The organism is Moraxella tetraodonis (assembly GCF_022359095.1).
Taxonomy (GTDB): Bacteria; Pseudomonadota; Gammaproteobacteria; order Pseudomonadales; family Moraxellaceae; genus Faucicola; species Faucicola tetraodonis.
The window spans coordinates 1,058,800-1,074,684 of sequence record NZ_JACSYB010000001.1; the positions used below are offsets into that span (position 1 = coordinate 1,058,800).

A 15,885-nucleotide genomic window follows, 5' to 3' on the forward strand; every position below is an offset into this window, starting at 1 on the left:
AAATGTTATTGAAAGTTAAAATCAAACCTAAAGGCGAGGCGAGTCGTCAGGTCGTGGCAATGTCGGCAAATCAATATAGGGGTGTATCAACTCACTTAAATCAATTTTTACCTTTAAATTGACCAAGTTCCAGTACTGTCCAGAAATGGTTCGATCAAGCATCATGGTCAGTGGGGCAGGTTGAAAGCTTTGCCAGTACTTAAGGGACTCTTTTGCTTTGGCAATTGCTTGAAAATGGGTTTGGCTGGTGGCAAAGTCATAAGGCGCATGTTTGGATAAATCAAACAACTGCGTAAAACCATACGGGGTCAAACCAATCTGCAACCAATCGTTATAAAAGTCTGGGGGCAGTGGTTCATCATTGTCTTTTTTGATGCCAATGCTGACCAAATCTTGCTCAAGCGCTGTCACATCGCCGCTCAGGCAATGAATGGCAAAGCGTTTGAATAACGCAACTTCGTCATGACTGTAAGATTTGATACCACCAAAGTCATAGGCAATGACTGAGCCATCGGGGCGAAACGCAAAGTTACCTGGATGGGGGTCACAATGCAGACGATACAGTTTGAACAATTGACCGGCACTAAAATCAAATAAGCGAGTGGCGATTTTTTGTTTGATGTCATTGTCCCAAGTGGCAGCCACTTCGAGCTTTTCACCCAGTTCTTGTGATAGGGTTAAAATCCGTTTGGTCGAATGGCTATGAAAAACTTTGGGAATAATCAGCCCATCATCCTCACTGTGAAAACTGCCAAAAATTGCCAAATTATGGGCTTCTTTGGTGTAGTCAAGCTCGTCATATAGGCTATCACGGATTTCTGCAAAAATTTTATCTTGCAAGGTTTTATCCATATTGAGCACGCCCGTTATCTTAAGCGCCAAGCGAACGTGTTTTAAGTCACTATCGATACTGGTATCAACATCGGGATATTGTACTTTGACCACGACCGCTTCACCGGTTGGCAACACGGCTTTATGAACTTGACCGATAGAGGCTGCCGCAAAGGGTGATTGCTCAAACTGGGCAAACAACGCCTCAATCGGTTGTCCCAATTCTTTTTCAACCTGCTGTTTGATGACGGCAAACGGCATGGGCGGCGCGTCTTTTTGTAATTTCTCCAACGCTTTTGAGACTTCAGGGGGAAACACATCTTTATACTGCGAGGCAATTTGACCCACTTTCATTACCGCGCCTTTCATTTCGCCTAAGGTGTCGGCGATTTGCAGCCCTATGGTTTGCAGCATTTCGCTACGGGCTGTGAGTTTATCTTCTTCAGAGCCTGCAAAAGACTTAATAGAATTTTTAGCTGCTTTACCTGCGATACTGGCAGTCATACCGGCAAGTTTTAAAAAACGTTTTTTTGATGACATAGTGGTTGTCTTATAGCAGAATTTTTTAATTAATTTATCAGTGAAACTATCAGGTAAATTATCAAGTTTTAAGTATTGAGATTAGCAGAAAATGGCCATTTTTGCTATGTACCGTGATGAAATTTAGCGAATTTTGTGCATAGCTTGGCATAAAAAACTTGGCACAAAAAAAGGCGCCACGATGACACCTTTTTTGTCCAAACCGTTAAAAATTATTGTAAAAATAAGCGATACCCTAAGTTATCGGTGAGGTTTTCGCACTCATAGCCAATGTCTTGCAGTTTGGCAAGTAATTGCTCGGCGGTTTGCTCACCCATTTGAATGCCTGCTAAGATACGCCCTTCAGCCGCCCCATGATTGCGATAGTGGAATAAAGAAATATTAAACTGTGAGCCCAATTTTTCAAGGAAGTTGAGCAGCGCGCCAGGACGCTCGGGGAATTCAATGCGAAATAATTGCTCGTCTTTTAATCCCGCGTGCCCGCCGATTAAATAGCGAATATGGGTCTTGGCGACTTCATCATCGGTCAAATCAATCGCGGCATCATCGGCTTCATTGAGTAGCTGGTGGATTGCTTTGCGCTCTTTTTCTCCTTCTTTGAGGGCGATACCGACAAAAATATTGGCAGCGTGATGGGCGTAGTTCGGGTTGGTGTTGATACGGTAGTTAAATTCGGTGATGTTGCGACCTTTGAGTGAGCGGCAAAAATCCAAGAAGGCGCCTGTGCGCTCAGGAATGGTCACCCCAAAAATCGCTTCTTTTTTCTCACCAATTTCGGTACGTTCAGCGATATAGCGTAACCGGTCAAAATTCATGTTGGCACCACATAAAATCGCCACACAGTTTTTGCTTTGTAGGTTATGATCTTCGATGTATTTTTTCATACCTGCGACAGCAAGCGCGCCTGCAGGCTCGACGATGGTGCGGGTTTCATCATACACGTCTTTAATCGCCGCACACACTTCGTCATTGCTACAAGTGACCACATCAGGTTCGACCACGGGACCTGAGTTATCGCTTTTTGGCATACGGCAGACGTCAAACGGTATTTCACCCAGTTGCGCGACTGCCACCCCATCGACGAACAACCCCACTTGGGGTAAGCGCTTGCGTTCATTGGTGGCTAAGGCGATTTTGAGACAGGCTGCTTCTTCTGGCTCGACCGCCACGACTTTGACATGCGGTGCGACTTCCCCCAAAAACGCTGCCACACCTGAAATTAAGCCACCGCCACCAACCGCAACAAACACATATTCCATTTTACGCCATTGTTGCACCAGCTCCATGGCAATGGTACCTTGACCTGCGATGACCAATTCATCGTCATACGGCGGGATAAAGGTCAAGCCATCGGTTTGGGCGCGTTCAATGGCATAGCGGTTAGATTCATCAAAACTATCGCCATATAGCACCACATTGCCGCCCAAGGACTTGACGGCACTGACTTTGATGTCGGGTGTAGTTGTCGGCATCACGATAATGTTATTGAGTCCCAAGCGGCTAGCCGAGAAGGCGACGCCTTGCGCGTGGTTGCCGGCAGAGGCACAAATCACGCCTTTGGCTTTGTCTGCTTCGCTCAACTGGCTAATTCGATTGTAGGCACCCCGCAGCTTAAAAGAAAACACTGGCTGAAAATCTTCACGTTTAAAACGAATATCGTTGTTAAACCGTTCACTGAGTTTTTTGGCGGGTTCAAGCGGCGTTTGAATAGCAGCATCATACACGGTCGCTTGAAGGATAAGGCGTACCCAATCTGATAACATAATAATGACCTAAGTTTGAAAAATACGTTTGAAGATTTATTTTTACCCTCTATGTGCTTTTATAACCAAAACACAGCAAATCGTTAGAGAAGTAAAAAATAAGTGATTAGATTAGGACTTTAGGGTTTAGCTTGCAAGTGCTTTTACGGTAAAATAAGTTGGGTAATTGATAGCATTAAGTTTTCTATCTGTTTTTTTGATAAATTCCTAACAAGGCTGGGTCTATGAGTACGATGAATGCAAGCACGCAACAACAACAAAAACAAGCCGTGGCAGCAGACGCGTTAAAATATATCGAATCAGGCATGATTTTGGGCGTGGGGACGGGCAGTACCGTCAACTGCCTCATTGAATTATTGCCAAAAGTTAACCTAAAGGGCGCTGTGGCAAGCTCAAAGGTCACCGAAGATAAGCTCAAAGCCCTCGGTATTGAGGTGATGGATTTAAACTTCACGGGTGAGTTAGACTTATATATTGATGGTGCCGATGAAGTAAACGAGCACTTACAGCTAGTCAAAGGCGGTGGCGGCGCTTTAACCCGTGAAAAAATTGTTGCCGCCGCATCTAAGCAGTTTATTTGCATGGTGGATGAAAGCAAATGGGTGCAGCAATTAGGCGTTGGCTTTCCACTACCGATTGAAGTATTGCCACAAGCGCGCTCGTATGTGGCGCGCGAGTTAGTACAGCTTGGCGGTGAGCCAGTCTACCGTGAAGGATTTGTCACCGATTATGGCAATTTGATTTTGGATGTTTATGGCTTAGATATCGGCTTGGACAGTGAGAAGGTAGCAGCGTTTGAAGCAAAGTTAAACAATATCGTTGGGGTGGTGTGTAATGGGTTATTTACCGCACAGCACGCTGATATCTTGCTTATGGCAACGGCAGATGGCGTAAAAAAATTAATAGCCAAGTAAGTTAGCATTAAGTTAACGGTCGTTAGTAATGTTGTCATTCAACAAAAAAGACCAAGTCACGATGACGGGTCTTTTTTAGTTCATAACCAATTTAGTTTATAATCGCTAATGGCAAGCTTGATGGCAAGCTCATTAGTGCATGTATTGACCACCATTTACGTTGATGGTCTCACCTGTGATATAAGCAGCCCCATCGCTTACCAAATACATCACGGCAGCGGCAATCTCTTCAGGTTGGGCGATACGACCCATTGGGATGCCGGCTTTGATGCTTTCCATCACTTTTTCAGGCACTGCCATCACCATTTTAGTACCCGTATAACCCGGTGCAACCACGTTAACGGTCACCCCAGATTTAGCGCCTTCTTGTGCCAACGCTTTACTAAAGCCGATGATACCCGCCTTGGTGGCTGAGTAGTTGGTTTGACCAAACTGACCTTTTAAGCCATTAATTGAGCTGATACTCACAATACGCCCAGATTTTTGCTCAAGCATTTTGTTAAATACGGGTTGGGTGACCGTGAATAGTGATTTTAAGTTGGTATCAATCACCTCTGACCATTGCTCATAAGTCATTTTTTTGAAAGTCGTATCACGGGTGATGCCTGCGTTATTTACCAACACATCAATGTGACCTGCTTTTTCAATTGCATCAACAATAGCTTTGGTGGCTGCTTCATGGTCGGTGAGATTGGTCTCAACAAAGGTGAAATCGCTGCCATTCATGCCTTCTTCTTTTAACCAAGCTTCGCCGCGGTTGACCGTGCTATCCGCTTTGTGGGTGTAGGTTGCAATGATGTGATAGCCAGCTTGGATTAGCGCATGACAAATAGCGGTGCCAATTCCACCTAGCGCACCTGTTACGAGGGCAATTTTTTTGTTTGCAGTTGAGTTGTCCGTTGTCATCACAGTACGCTCCTTGTTTGTTGTGATTGTTAGTTGTAATAAAAAATTCAATGATTAGGATAGTTTATAAGATAAATGCGTTGGTTTTTTTACAATTGAATATGCGACTAAAAAATCAGTCACACACGATTGATATCAGGGTCAAAAAAAAATATAAACCGAATATTCACATAAATTTATTGACTTTTACTTCCTTGTTTTTTTTCATCATATATGAAGATTTGATAACTACCAATATTTTTTACGTTTTTATTTTTATTACAAACATTTTGCTACGCGCAAACGAGTATTTATAGGTTTATGTGCTAAAAAAATTTGCAACAATAGCGGTTTGTGCTAGGCTATAAGGATAACTTTAAGCAATGTAAGGTTGAGCAAAATACCCTGTATCAACTGCACTTAATCAAGCCTAATTGCTAAATTTCTTGCTTAATTGTACAAACTTGGCTTAATTGTACAAACTTGATTGGACAAGATTGATTGTACAAGATTGATTGTATGAACACGCAAGCGTGAATGCTTAGTACTTATATATACCACGATGAGGTGGGTCTGTTTATTTAGTCTGTTTATTTATTTGCCACACGGAAATTAGAATGCCGCAACTCTTACCGACGATAGAACAAATCGCTGTATTACAGCAAGCTAGTAATTTTGGCTATCAGTATTGGCAGACTAAAACAAACGTTGCACAAAGCTTTTTAAAAAGCTATCCGCTTACCCAAACGCTTGATGTCCAACATATCAAAGATTTAATACGCGATTATACGCTGGATGAAGATTACCAATTGGCGGATGAAGCAAGCGTGATGCGGGGGCTGCGTCATCTACGCAATTTGTTGATGGTGCGCTGGATTTGGCAAGATGCATTAAATCTGATTAGCCTAGAGCAGCTGACATGGGAGCTATCAAAATTTGCCGATTATTGTCTCATCTTTGCCAAAGACTATGTGTATCAAGATTTAATTAGTCGCTATGGCGAGCCGTATTTTTTTGATGAAAAAAATAAACCACATAAAGATGATTTAGCCATCATCGCCATGGGTAAAATGGGGGCAGAAGAGCTTAACTTATCAAGCGATATCGATTTGATTTTTGTCCATCAGGGGCAAGGTGAGACGGTGGTTGACCCGTTAAAACCACCAGGGTCAAAAGCTGCTAAATCCATCGACAACAAGAAATTTTTTACCAAATGGGGTCAAGGCATCATCAATCTGCTTGATAAAAATACCCAAGATGGTTTTGTATTTCGCATTGATATGCGCCTGCGTCCTTGGGGCGATGGCAGTGATTTGGCAATTCATTTATCGGCACTGGAAAAATATTTTGCCCAACATGGACGGGCGTGGGAGCGATTTGCTTGGCTAAAAGCCAGAATCGTCAACCCTGTCACCTTTAGCGATAGCTTAAAAGCCCTTATCAAGCCGTTTGTATTTCGTTATTATGTTGATTATAGTGCCTTTGCCGCACTGCGTGAGATGAAATCGCTGATTCAAAACCAAGTCGAACAACGTCAAGATACGGACAATGTCAAGCTTGGGGCAGGTGGTATCCGTGATATTGAGTTTATTGTGCAGTCATTTCAGTTGATTTATGGCGGGCGTGTCAGTGATATCAAAGTAAAAAACTGCCTACAAGCGATGAGCCAACTGGAAAAACATGGCTTTATCGATGCTGTGACCCATGAGCAATTGGCACAATCCTATCGTTTTTTACGCAGATTAGAGCATGGTATCCAAGCCATCAATGATGAACAAACCCAGCGACTACCCCAAGACGCCATGCAGCGACATCAGCTTGCCCAAGTATTGGGGTTTGCCGATTGGGCGGCATTGTTAGCCAAACTCAATGAATACCGCCAAATGGTAAAAATACCTTTTGATGAGCTGGTCAGTGATCGTCAGCAGTCTGATGAACAGCTACAAGTGGATCATCAGCACAATTTATCTGAGCTTGAGCAAAAATTAAGTGCTGAGAATAAAGATAAATTAAGCCAGTTTTGGCAAAGTAAGCTCATCACAGGACTCAGTGAAGAAGCCAAGACTCGCCTAAATGCCGCCTATCCGATTTTAATCAATGGGTTGTTACATTCTGATTTAAGCGAAGATGCAATCAATGTGGCGTTACCTAGAATGTTGACATTGCTAGAGGCGGTAAGTCGTCGGTCAATTTATTTGGTCATGTTTGTCGAAAACCCAACGGCAGCCGCCAAATTGATTCCTATGCTAGCAGCAAGCCCTTGGATTGCGAGCGAATTGGTCAGTTATCCTGTTTTGCTAGATTCATTTATCCGTGAAAAATACCGTCATTTACCTGATAAGGCAGAACTCAGTGACATCTTGCGTCAGCAGTTGTTACGGGTAGAGCCTAATGATGAGGAAGGGCTACTCAACGCCTTTCGTTTTTTCAAAAAAACCCAAGTCTTGGCAGTGGCGGCGAGTGATGTGTTGGCCGATAGACCGTTGATGAAAGTCTCTGATTCACTCACCTTTATCGCTGAAGTGGTGCTTGAAAAAGCGTTGCAACGGGTATTTGGTGAATTGGTAAAAAAACATGGCTATCCTGTCAATGCCCAAGGCGAGCCTGTGAGGGAAGCGTATAATGGCTTTGCGATTATCGGTTATGGTAAGCTTGGCGGGCTTGAGATGAGTTATAGCTCAGATCTTGATCTTGTGTTTATTCATGACATTGATGAAGAAGCGATGACACTCGGTGAAAAACCCATCAGCGGTATGAAGTTTGCCGCACGCCTTGCCCAAAAACTGATGAATTATTTGACCACCCAAACGCGCGATGGCCGCGTCTATGAGATTGACATGCGCCTGCGTCCTTCGGGTCAAGCGGGTATGATGGTGGTATCTACCCATGCGTTTGAACTTTACCAAATGCACAAAGCTTGGGCGTGGGAACACCAAGCGTTGGTTCGCGCTCGTGCCATTTGTGGCGATAACCGCGTGATGACGCGATTTGACCAAATTCGTAAAGAAGTATTGTGTCTGCCGCGCGATAAAGATAGTGTCCGTATCGAAGTGTCCACCATGCGGCATAAGATGCAAGACCATTTGGGCAGCAAACCACATACCAAGCAGCAAGGGTTATTTCATCTGAAACAAGATGCAGGCGGATTGGTTGATATTGAATTTATTGCCCAGTTTGCTGTCTTGGCGTATGCTAATAGTTATCCTGCGTTGGCCGTTTGGAGTGACAATGTGCGTATCTTTGAAGCGCTTGCCAAAACAGGTATTATCGAAACCGAAATATGCCAACAGCTAACGCACGCTTATCTTCGCATCCGCAGTATGACGCATCAGTTGGCTTTGGCAGAGCAGCCGATACTGGTAGATGAAGCCCAGTGGCATGAGCTGCGTAATTTTGTTGATGCGCAATGGCATCGCTTAATCGGGCAACGACCAGAATAGATGTAACATCAATTTTTATTTCAAACAAAAACTTTTTATTTCAAACAAAAAATTTTTTATCTCAAACAAAACACTAGGAGTAATCAATGGCAACAATTCCCAGCATGGCAGACCGTGATGGTTTTATCTGGATGGATGGCAACATGGTAGACTGGCGTGATGCCAAAATCCACGTATTAACCCACACACTGCACTATGGGATGGGCGTATTTGAGGGGGTTCGAGCCTACAAAACCCATGATGGACGCACGGCGATTTTTCGTCTAGAAGACCATACCCAGCGTCTGCTAAATTCCGCTAAAATTTTCCAACTTGCTGTACCCTATTCGTATGAAGAAATATTACAAGCACAAAAAGCCGTGGTACGTGAAAATAACCTTGAATCGGCGTACCTTCGCCCATTGATTTGGGTCGGTTCTGAAAAATTGGGTATCGCTGCCAAAGATAATAGTATTCACACCATCGTTGCCGCTTGGGTTTGGGGTGCTTATCTGGGGGAAGAAGGTATGGCAAAAGGTATCCGTGTAAAAACCTCAAGTTTTACCCATCACCATCCAAACGTCACCATGTGTAAAGCCAAAGCCGTCAGCAATTACCCTGTTTCTATCATGTCAAACCAAGAAGTCACCCGTCATGGCTATGATGAGGCGGTATTGATGGATACCCAAGGCTATGTTTGTCAAGGCTCAGGGGAAAACTTATTTTTGGTCAAAGATGGTGAGCTTCATACCCCAGATTTGTCAGGGGGTGCATTGGACGGCATTACCCGTCGTACGGTGATACAGTTTGCACAGGACTTGGGCATCAAAGTCCATGAGCGTAGAATCACCCGTGATGAATTTTATATCGCGGATGAAATCTTTATGACAGGTACTGCTGCCGAGATTACCCCAATTCGTGAATATGATGACCACGTCATTGGCTGCGGCGCGCGTGGTGAAATCACCGAAAAACTGCAAAGTCTATTTTTTGACGTGGTGCAAGGCAAAAATGATAAATACGCGCATTGGCTCAGCTACGTGGATGAGTAATCGGTAAAATTGTAGATAAGTGAAAATAAAAGGATAGTTATGTTAAAATGACTATCCTTATTTTTTGAAAAATTATCGGTACTTTGGAAGTGATATGACAACATCGAGTGCAACCACCCCGCTTAAGCAAATTATTTGTATCAAATGGGGCACCAAATATGGCGCAGATTACGTTAATAAACTCTATGGGATGGTAAGCCGTAATATCACCCCGCCGTTTCGCTTTGTCTGCTTTACCGACAATACCGATGGCATTCGTCCTGAAGTAGAATGTCAGGATTTGCCGCCCAGCGATATTGTGATGCCTACCAATACCCTTGGTAAATGGCCTAAGTCACGGCTTTGGAATGCACAGCTTGGCAATGTCACAGGAACGGTATTGTTTTTAGATCTTGACGTGGTCGTAGTGGGTAGCCTTGACGACTTTTTTAGTTTTGGCGATGACAATCAGACGGTTTTATCTTATAACCCAAGTAACCCCTTAGAGAAGCTAGGTCAAACCTCGTGTTTTCGCTTTAAAGTCGGTAGTTTGGTTAGTTTGCTAGAAAAATTCCGTGCCGATCCACAAGGCGTGGCGGATAAATATCGCTTTGAGCAGCGTTTTGTCACTCGCAATGCCCCTGGTGGGGTTAAGCTTTTTCCAAAGGAGTGGGTAGTGCATTTTCGCCGTAAATGCCGTCAGCCATTTCCGCTAAATTATTTTATCCCACCAAAACTGCCTCATGATGCACGAATTATTATTTTCCCGGGGGATTTGTATCCGCAAAATGCGATTGCAGGGCAATACAACAAAAATTCTGCCGATAACGCTAAAGAACATTTAGGGCAGTTATTCACTGCTGAAAAAATCAAAAAACCGATTTCGCATTTACGCCATTTTATTTTGCCGACTGATTGGGTGGCAACGCATTGGCGAGAATAGAGGATAAACTATGGCGAACTTAGACCAACCTATCAAAATCTTTATCGGCTGTGACCCTAATAACAGCGACCTTGAGCAGATGATGGTGCTAGATTATAGCTTGCACAAACATACCAGCGAGCCTGTCGAGATTATCTGGATGCAGTTAAGCCGTGACCCAAGCAGTGTATGGTACTCTAATCCGCAAACAGGCGAGGGCTGGCATACCGAAAAATGGGCGACCCCGTTTTCGGGATTTCGTTGGGCAATCCCCGAATATTGTGGCTTTAGCGGACGGGCGATTTATATGGATGCCGATATGGTAGTGTTGGACGATATCGCTAAATTGTGGCAGCACCCGATATCCGATGAGGCGATTCTTGCGGCTAAAGGCGATGGCGATTTGATGCGACTGTGCACCTGCGTATGGGATTGCCAAAAAGCCAAAGATTATCTTGAGCCTGTCGCCCAGCTACAGGCCGATCCTGAGAGCCATAGCAAAATGATGGCAAAATTTAAAGCCAATCCGCAACTAATACAGCTCTACCAAGACAGCTTTAATTGTGTGGATGGCGAAGAGTTAGCGATTGAGGATATTCGGATTTTGCATTATTCGGACATGGGAACGCAGTTTAGCCATAAATATTCCTTACCGCGCTTACAAGCCGAGGGCAAAACGCATTGGTTTGATGGGCAGATTTTGCCGCACCCTCGTCAAGATTTGGTTGAGCTTTTCGATACCTATTATCAAGAGGCGATACAAGCGGGCTATAGTATTGAAAACTATCGCACTACGCCGTTTGGTGAGTTTCCAAAAAGAACTTATAAAAAAGGTTACAGAGGTAATGCGGTTACTCGTCCTGCGAAAAAACCTTCTTTATTTAGTCGTTGGTTCAAATAGTCAATAGAGTATTAAATGGCATTGGTTCAGTCACAAAAAATCGTATTAGTGATTAATTCACTGCAAGGCGGTGGGGCAGAAAAATTTGTTTTGACCTTGGGGGAAGCCTTTTACCAGATGGGCTATGAGGTGCATATTGTCCGATTTGACCCGATTGTCGAACATACATTAAGCGAAAATTTAATCTATCATCTTATCCCTTTTCGCAATTATCGACGCTTGCCGAAAGGTAAAATTCGGCATTTCTTTTTTGCACGGGCGGTTGATGGCTATATCAGTAAACATATTGGTCAGCCTGTGGCAATATTCGTGAACTTGTACCGTGAACATGAGGTGTTTTATTATTCAAAGCAAAAAAAGGTGGCGTATGTCATCCATAATCAACTGAGTGAAAAATTAAAACTTGCTACCTTGCCGCCCAAGCAGCTTTCTTACTTTCAACGAATTTATACCAAATACCCTGCTATTTGTGTGAGCGGCGGGGTAGAGCAAGATTTTGCCCATCAATTTGGCGAACCGACCAAAACCACCACGATTTATAACCCCATCGACCGTGATAACATCCGTGTGTTAGCTGAGGCAGCTAGCCCAGATTTACCCGCCATCACCCGACAGGGTTATCTTATCCATGTGGGCAGTTTTAAAGCGCAAAAAGGGCATGAAATTTTATTGCAAGCTTATGCCAATTCGGCACAGACATTGCCCTTGGTATTGGTGGGTAAGGGTAGTCTGCAAGCGCAAATTGAACAAAACATTATCGCGTTAAACTTGCAAGATAAAGTGATTTTAACTGGGTTTCAAAAGAATCCTCACCCATTGCTAAAGCACGCCACAGGGTTTGTGTTATCCTCGCATTTTGAGGGCTTTGCATTGGTATTGGCAGAATCATTGGCATTGGGCGTGCCTGCGATTAGCACCGATTGTCCCTCAGGACCTAGTGAAATTTTGCCGCCGCAGAATTTGGTGGCAGTGGCAGATATCCCTGCTTTAACTGAAAAAATCAACCAATTAATGAGCCATCCTAACCAGTTTAACGTGCCATTTAACGAAGCTTTTTTGCCGCAAAATGTTGCCCGTCAGTATTTGGCATTTATGGGGGTTGGCTTTGAATAAATCCAAGCGAGAAAAGTGATGCTAAAAAATTATGTGATTAGTCTCGCTCATCATAGCAAGCGGCAAAGCCATATCCAACAAGAGTTTGCTAAGCAGCACATACCTTTTACTTTTTTTTCGGCGGTCACCCCGGATAAAAATACCCAAGTCGCTCAGCGACTGGCGATTGATATCACAAAGTCGGTATCTAGTGACACCGAAATTGCCTGTTTTTTAAGTCATGCTAGCCTGTGGCAACACTGTGTGGATGAAAATCTTGATTATATCGGTATTTATGAGGATGATATTTTTTTAGGTCAGCAGTTCGAGCAGTTGATTCGTCAAATTGATGTTTTGCAAAGCCAAGCTATCGATATTTTAAAATTAGAAAAGGTAAGCCCAAGGGTGCATTTGGCTCATCCGATAGTCTTACCTCAGAGTAAACGGACGATTTATGAATTAAAGTCTCGCCATTTAGGCGGGGCAGGTTATCTGCTATCCCATCGCGCTTGTCAGTATCTATTACAATATATTAGAAACCTACCGCAGCTTGAGGCAGTCGATGTGATGCTATTTGATGTGGGAAAATACCCCAAAGCCCTGCCTGTATATCAGCTTGTACCTGCTATTGTGATTCAGGAGCATCATCTATTACCTCAAGTTGCTTTGGCAAGCAGCCTGCAGGCAACCAGAAGCCGAGAAATTAAACGACCTTTAACAGGGCTACAAAAAATCAAACGTGAAGTCCTGCGTGCGACACGCCCGCTCTATATGACCAACCTTACCTTTGAATAAACCTAAGGAGCCACTTGTGAGCTGCAACCCCTCAAATATCATTGTGTTGGTTATCAACTGCTTGCAGGGGGGCGGGGCAGAAAAGTCAGTATTGACGCTCGCGGAAGGCTTTTATCAACTAGGCTATAAAGTCCATGTCATCCGATTTAAAGCCACCACAGAATATGAGCTTAGCCCACACATTGATTTTCATATTGTCAACTTTAAGTGGTTTAAATTAATCCCCAGTGATAGGGTGCGTTACCAACAATTTGCCAAACATTTAGATAACTATATTTTAACGCATATTGGTCAGCCATGTTTGACGATTGCAAATTTGGAACGGGCGGACAAGGTGTTAAGCTATAGCCAATTACCCAATGTGATTCATGTGATTCGTAATACCCTTTCTCAAGAACTGAAATTAGCCCAAGCTCGCAATAAGCCTATCGATATAGCGCAGCTAAAGACGACCTATCATGCGCAGCCTTGTGTGGCGATTAGTGAAGGGGTGGCGGTGGATTTTAAGGCAACATTAGGGCTGACGAATATTACTACGATTTATAACCCGATTGATAACAAACTTATTGAGGCAATGGCAGAGGCATACCCGCTAGAGATTGCGGAGTTTATTGTGCATGTGGGCAGCTTCAAGTACCAAAAAGCCCATGATATTCTGCTAAAAGCCTATGCCAAAACCTCGCAACGCTATCCGCTGTATTTGGTGGGTCAAGGCAAACTGATGGCAGAAACCAAACAGCTTGCAGTTGATTTAGGCATTAGCGACAAGGTGGTATTTACTGGCTTTAAATCCAACCCCTATCCGTATATCAAACACGCTAAATGCTTAGTGTTAAGTTCTCGATTTGAGGGCTTTGGGCGAGTGATTGCCGAAGCATTAGCCGTGGATACGCCTGTGATAAGCACCGACTGTCCGTATGGTCCTAGTGAGTTGTTACCAAGACAAAATCTTGTCCCTGTTGATGATATTGACGCCTTAGCCCAATTATTAGAACAAGCAATGGCAAATCCATCGGCGTTCGCCGTGCCGTTTGATGAGCAATTTTTACCCAAAAATATCGCTAACCAATACATTGAGCGATTCGTGACCTCTAATCTGCAAGATACGGAATAAATCTAAACAGATCCTTAGAGATAGGCGAGTGGTTATAAATTTGCACGCCTTTTTGCTGATAGTTGTGGGCTACCCAATCAAACGATGGGACGATACGGTGGGTGATAGCCTTATCAAGTTTAGTCGGGGCAGCATTGTCTTGGCTTTCATAGAACCTTGGCTGCTGGCTATTGATTAAATCAATGCCATACAGATGTATCATTTGAAATCCTAGAGAATAAGCAAGCTGTAACGCCACCAACGCTACCGTTCCCCCTTCAACAAAGCCGTAACGAATATCCCAAGACACCCCAATTTTTTTATTGATGCTATGATAAGGGCTATGTTTTAGGTGTTTTAGTCGGGTACGTTTATTGAGTGTGACAGCTATTTTGCCTAAAAGGCTAGTTTGCTGAAGGGCAATCAAACTATCATCAATCGGTCTATCAACTGGATAGATGATATAGATATGGTCGGCATATTGAACTAAAAAATCGGGCGCATCTTGCCATAGTTGTTCTGCTACTAACGCACTGATATACAGCGGATAACCCCCCTGATAATACTGCAGCGGAATACTACAGTTATGTTTAATAAAGCGTGGGTCGGTGATGACATACGCCACAATCTTATCAAATTTATAGTGTTCGGTCAGGCTAATACTGCCATTTACAAATATAACCGACTTACCACCAAGCAGGTCAATGGCATTGGTTTGGATGCTCGGTCCTGACGCCAAAATATGTACTGTCGTATCAGAGACTTTTGGTAGCACAAATGCAGGATTGACAATACGTAGGGCGATTGTCTGAGTAGATCGGGTAAATATCAAAGAATGATTGGCTACCACCATGCTGATTTTTCATCCTTATGTAGTTGTTTTAATGTGGTGAATGCGCTAGGTTGGTCATGCAATCTAGCAAACGCTTTGAGTAAGAGTGTGGTAGAAAAAGGGTCTTCAGCGTAAAAACGCTGATACCGCTCACGCATATGTTTTAGTGTATCGTCCTTACCTAGCCTAAAATAGGTCAAACCAGCATACAGCGGTTTATGATGCGCGTACAAAATAGCGCATTTTTCCTCATCTAGACTGGCAGATGAACGACACAGATATTGCTGGGTTTCGTAGACTTTTACCGTATTAATCAAAGTAATAATATTGAGTAACATTGCCTTTCTAGTCGGTTTTGGATCAAAATCAATAAAGGTATCGCAGGCAGAGGCAATCCACCGTAAACTTAAATTATCCATTAAATAATCAGTCTGCGTTTGCCAAAGATGGGTAAAGGTTTGAAAAGTTTTTTCAGGTTGAAACCGACGGCGTAATAGTACAATCAGTATCGCATGATAAAAACTAAGTTCAGATTGTCCTATAAACTCGTGTTGCAACGTGGTTAAATGCGTGTATAAATTGCGAATACGTCGTGGCTCATAGTCCACAAGCGGGTTTATCGGTTCATCCACTTGGGTATCATCTAATAAATGAGGGTGAGCTTGAATAATCGTGTCAATGATAGAACAAGAATCACTATCAATCACACGGCTTTTCATCGCCTCAATATTTTGCCCGGCATAGTGGTCAATAATTTGATTCGCCCCAAGGCGTTTTTCACTTTTAAATAATAAAATAAACTTACGATACCAGTTTGCCATTTTTTATTATTCCTAAAACCGCAAGCTTATGTGAAATTTCTTCTAA

Annotated in this window: 13 protein-coding genes; 8 read left to right on the top strand and 5 right to left on the bottom strand. The window is 43.4% G+C overall.

The window, feature by feature from the left end:
* Positions 1 to 27 precede the first annotated feature (27 nt).
* Together H9W84_RS04770 and ilvA are read right to left on the bottom strand one after the other, a co-directional pair.
* Complete coding sequence (locus H9W84_RS04770; RefSeq protein ID WP_239742003.1) at positions 28 to 1,371, bottom strand: ABC1 kinase family protein; 1,344 nt, start codon at positions 1,369 to 1,371, stop codon at positions 28 to 30.
* A gap of 212 nt (positions 1,372 to 1,583) precedes the next feature.
* Positions 1,584 to 3,134, bottom strand: a complete 1,551-nt coding sequence (gene ilvA / locus H9W84_RS04775) for a threonine ammonia-lyase, biosynthetic (protein WP_239742005.1) — start codon at positions 3,132 to 3,134, stop codon at positions 1,584 to 1,586.
* Positions 3,135 to 3,358: 224 nt separating this feature from the next.
* Here ilvA and rpiA point away from each other — a divergent pair, with 224 nt between their 5' ends.
* Positions 3,359 to 4,048: a ribose-5-phosphate isomerase RpiA gene (rpiA, locus tag H9W84_RS04780; protein WP_239742007.1), complete on the top strand. Its 690-nt coding sequence runs from the start codon at positions 3,359 to 3,361 to the stop codon at positions 4,046 to 4,048.
* Positions 4,049 to 4,180: 132 nt separating this feature from the next.
* Here rpiA and phbB read toward each other — a convergent pair whose 3' ends face one another.
* Entirely contained in the window at positions 4,181 to 4,954 is a 774-nt protein-coding gene (gene phbB / locus H9W84_RS04785) for an acetoacetyl-CoA reductase (RefSeq protein ID WP_239742009.1), read from the bottom strand.
* Positions 4,955 to 5,550: 596 nt separating this feature from the next.
* On the opposite strand from phbB, the gene glnE reads away from it, so the two are divergent.
* From glnE to H9W84_RS04820, 7 genes are all read left to right on the top strand, one after another.
* The gene (gene glnE / locus H9W84_RS04790) at positions 5,551 to 8,373 is read left to right on the top strand and encodes a bifunctional [glutamate--ammonia ligase]-adenylyl-L-tyrosine phosphorylase/[glutamate--ammonia-ligase] adenylyltransferase (protein WP_239742011.1); all 2,823 of its coding nucleotides are present in this window, start codon (positions 5,551 to 5,553) and stop codon (positions 8,371 to 8,373) included.
* A gap of 86 nt (positions 8,374 to 8,459) precedes the next feature.
* Positions 8,460 to 9,404 (top strand): branched-chain amino acid transaminase, encoded by a 945-nt coding sequence (locus tag H9W84_RS04795; RefSeq protein WP_239742013.1) that lies wholly within the window; start codon positions 8,460 to 8,462, stop codon positions 9,402 to 9,404.
* A 94-nt stretch (positions 9,405 to 9,498) separates the two neighbouring features.
* The gene (locus H9W84_RS04800; protein WP_239742014.1) at positions 9,499 to 10,326 is read left to right on the top strand and encodes a glycosyl transferase; all 828 of its coding nucleotides are present in this window, start codon (positions 9,499 to 9,501) and stop codon (positions 10,324 to 10,326) included.
* Positions 10,327 to 10,336: 10 nt separating this feature from the next.
* Positions 10,337 to 11,206 carry a glycosyltransferase gene (locus tag H9W84_RS04805; RefSeq protein ID WP_239742016.1) on the top strand — a complete coding sequence of 290 codons (870 nt, stop codon included), beginning with the start codon at positions 10,337 to 10,339 and terminating at the stop codon, positions 11,204 to 11,206.
* Between the two features lie 15 nt (positions 11,207 to 11,221).
* Positions 11,222 to 12,319: a glycosyltransferase gene (locus H9W84_RS04810; RefSeq protein WP_239742018.1), complete on the top strand. Its 1,098-nt coding sequence runs from the start codon at positions 11,222 to 11,224 to the stop codon at positions 12,317 to 12,319.
* An 18-nt stretch (positions 12,320 to 12,337) separates the two neighbouring features.
* Complete coding sequence (locus H9W84_RS04815; protein ID WP_096488768.1) at positions 12,338 to 13,093, top strand: glycosyltransferase family 25 protein; 756 nt, start codon at positions 12,338 to 12,340, stop codon at positions 13,091 to 13,093.
* A 16-nt stretch (positions 13,094 to 13,109) separates the two neighbouring features.
* On the top strand, positions 13,110 to 14,207 hold the full coding sequence (locus H9W84_RS04820; protein WP_239742021.1) for a glycosyltransferase: 1,098 nt from the start codon (positions 13,110 to 13,112) through the stop codon (positions 14,205 to 14,207).
* On the opposite strand, the gene H9W84_RS04825 is transcribed toward H9W84_RS04820, so the two are convergent.
* Together H9W84_RS04825 and H9W84_RS04830 are read right to left on the bottom strand one after the other, a co-directional pair.
* On the bottom strand, positions 14,185 to 15,039 hold the full coding sequence (locus H9W84_RS04825; RefSeq protein WP_239742022.1) for a hypothetical protein: 855 nt from the start codon (positions 15,037 to 15,039) through the stop codon (positions 14,185 to 14,187). The two genes, H9W84_RS04820 and H9W84_RS04825, sit on opposite strands and share 23 nt — an antisense overlap.
* Positions 15,030 to 15,839 carry a hypothetical protein gene (locus H9W84_RS04830; RefSeq protein ID WP_239742024.1) on the bottom strand — a complete coding sequence of 270 codons (810 nt, stop codon included), beginning with the start codon at positions 15,837 to 15,839 and terminating at the stop codon, positions 15,030 to 15,032. The genes H9W84_RS04825 and H9W84_RS04830 overlap by 10 nt, the downstream gene beginning before the upstream one ends.
* Positions 15,840 to 15,885 lie beyond the last annotated feature (46 nt).

Coding starts and splice junctions, on each gene's coding strand:
- H9W84_RS04770 (WP_239742003.1), bottom strand. CDS start 1,371: ATGTCATCAAAAAAACGTTTTTTAAAACTTGCCGGTATGACTGCCAGT.
- ilvA (WP_239742005.1), bottom strand. CDS start 3,134: ATGTTATCAGATTGGGTACGCCTTATCCTTCAAGCGACCGTGTATGAT.
- rpiA (WP_239742007.1), top strand. CDS start 3,359: ATGAGTACGATGAATGCAAGCACGCAACAACAACAAAAACAAGCCGTG.
- phbB (WP_239742009.1), bottom strand. CDS start 4,954: ATGACAACGGACAACTCAACTGCAAACAAAAAAATTGCCCTCGTAACA.
- glnE (WP_239742011.1), top strand. CDS start 5,551: ATGCCGCAACTCTTACCGACGATAGAACAAATCGCTGTATTACAGCAA.
- H9W84_RS04795 (WP_239742013.1), top strand. CDS start 8,460: ATGGCAACAATTCCCAGCATGGCAGACCGTGATGGTTTTATCTGGATG.
- H9W84_RS04800 (WP_239742014.1), top strand. CDS start 9,499: ATGACAACATCGAGTGCAACCACCCCGCTTAAGCAAATTATTTGTATC.
- H9W84_RS04805 (WP_239742016.1), top strand. CDS start 10,337: ATGGCGAACTTAGACCAACCTATCAAAATCTTTATCGGCTGTGACCCT.
- H9W84_RS04810 (WP_239742018.1), top strand. CDS start 11,222: ATGGCATTGGTTCAGTCACAAAAAATCGTATTAGTGATTAATTCACTG.
- H9W84_RS04815 (WP_096488768.1), top strand. CDS start 12,338: ATGCTAAAAAATTATGTGATTAGTCTCGCTCATCATAGCAAGCGGCAA.
- H9W84_RS04825 (WP_239742022.1), bottom strand. CDS start 15,039: ATGGTGGTAGCCAATCATTCTTTGATATTTACCCGATCTACTCAGACA.
- H9W84_RS04830 (WP_239742024.1), bottom strand. CDS start 15,839: ATGGCAAACTGGTATCGTAAGTTTATTTTATTATTTAAAAGTGAAAAA.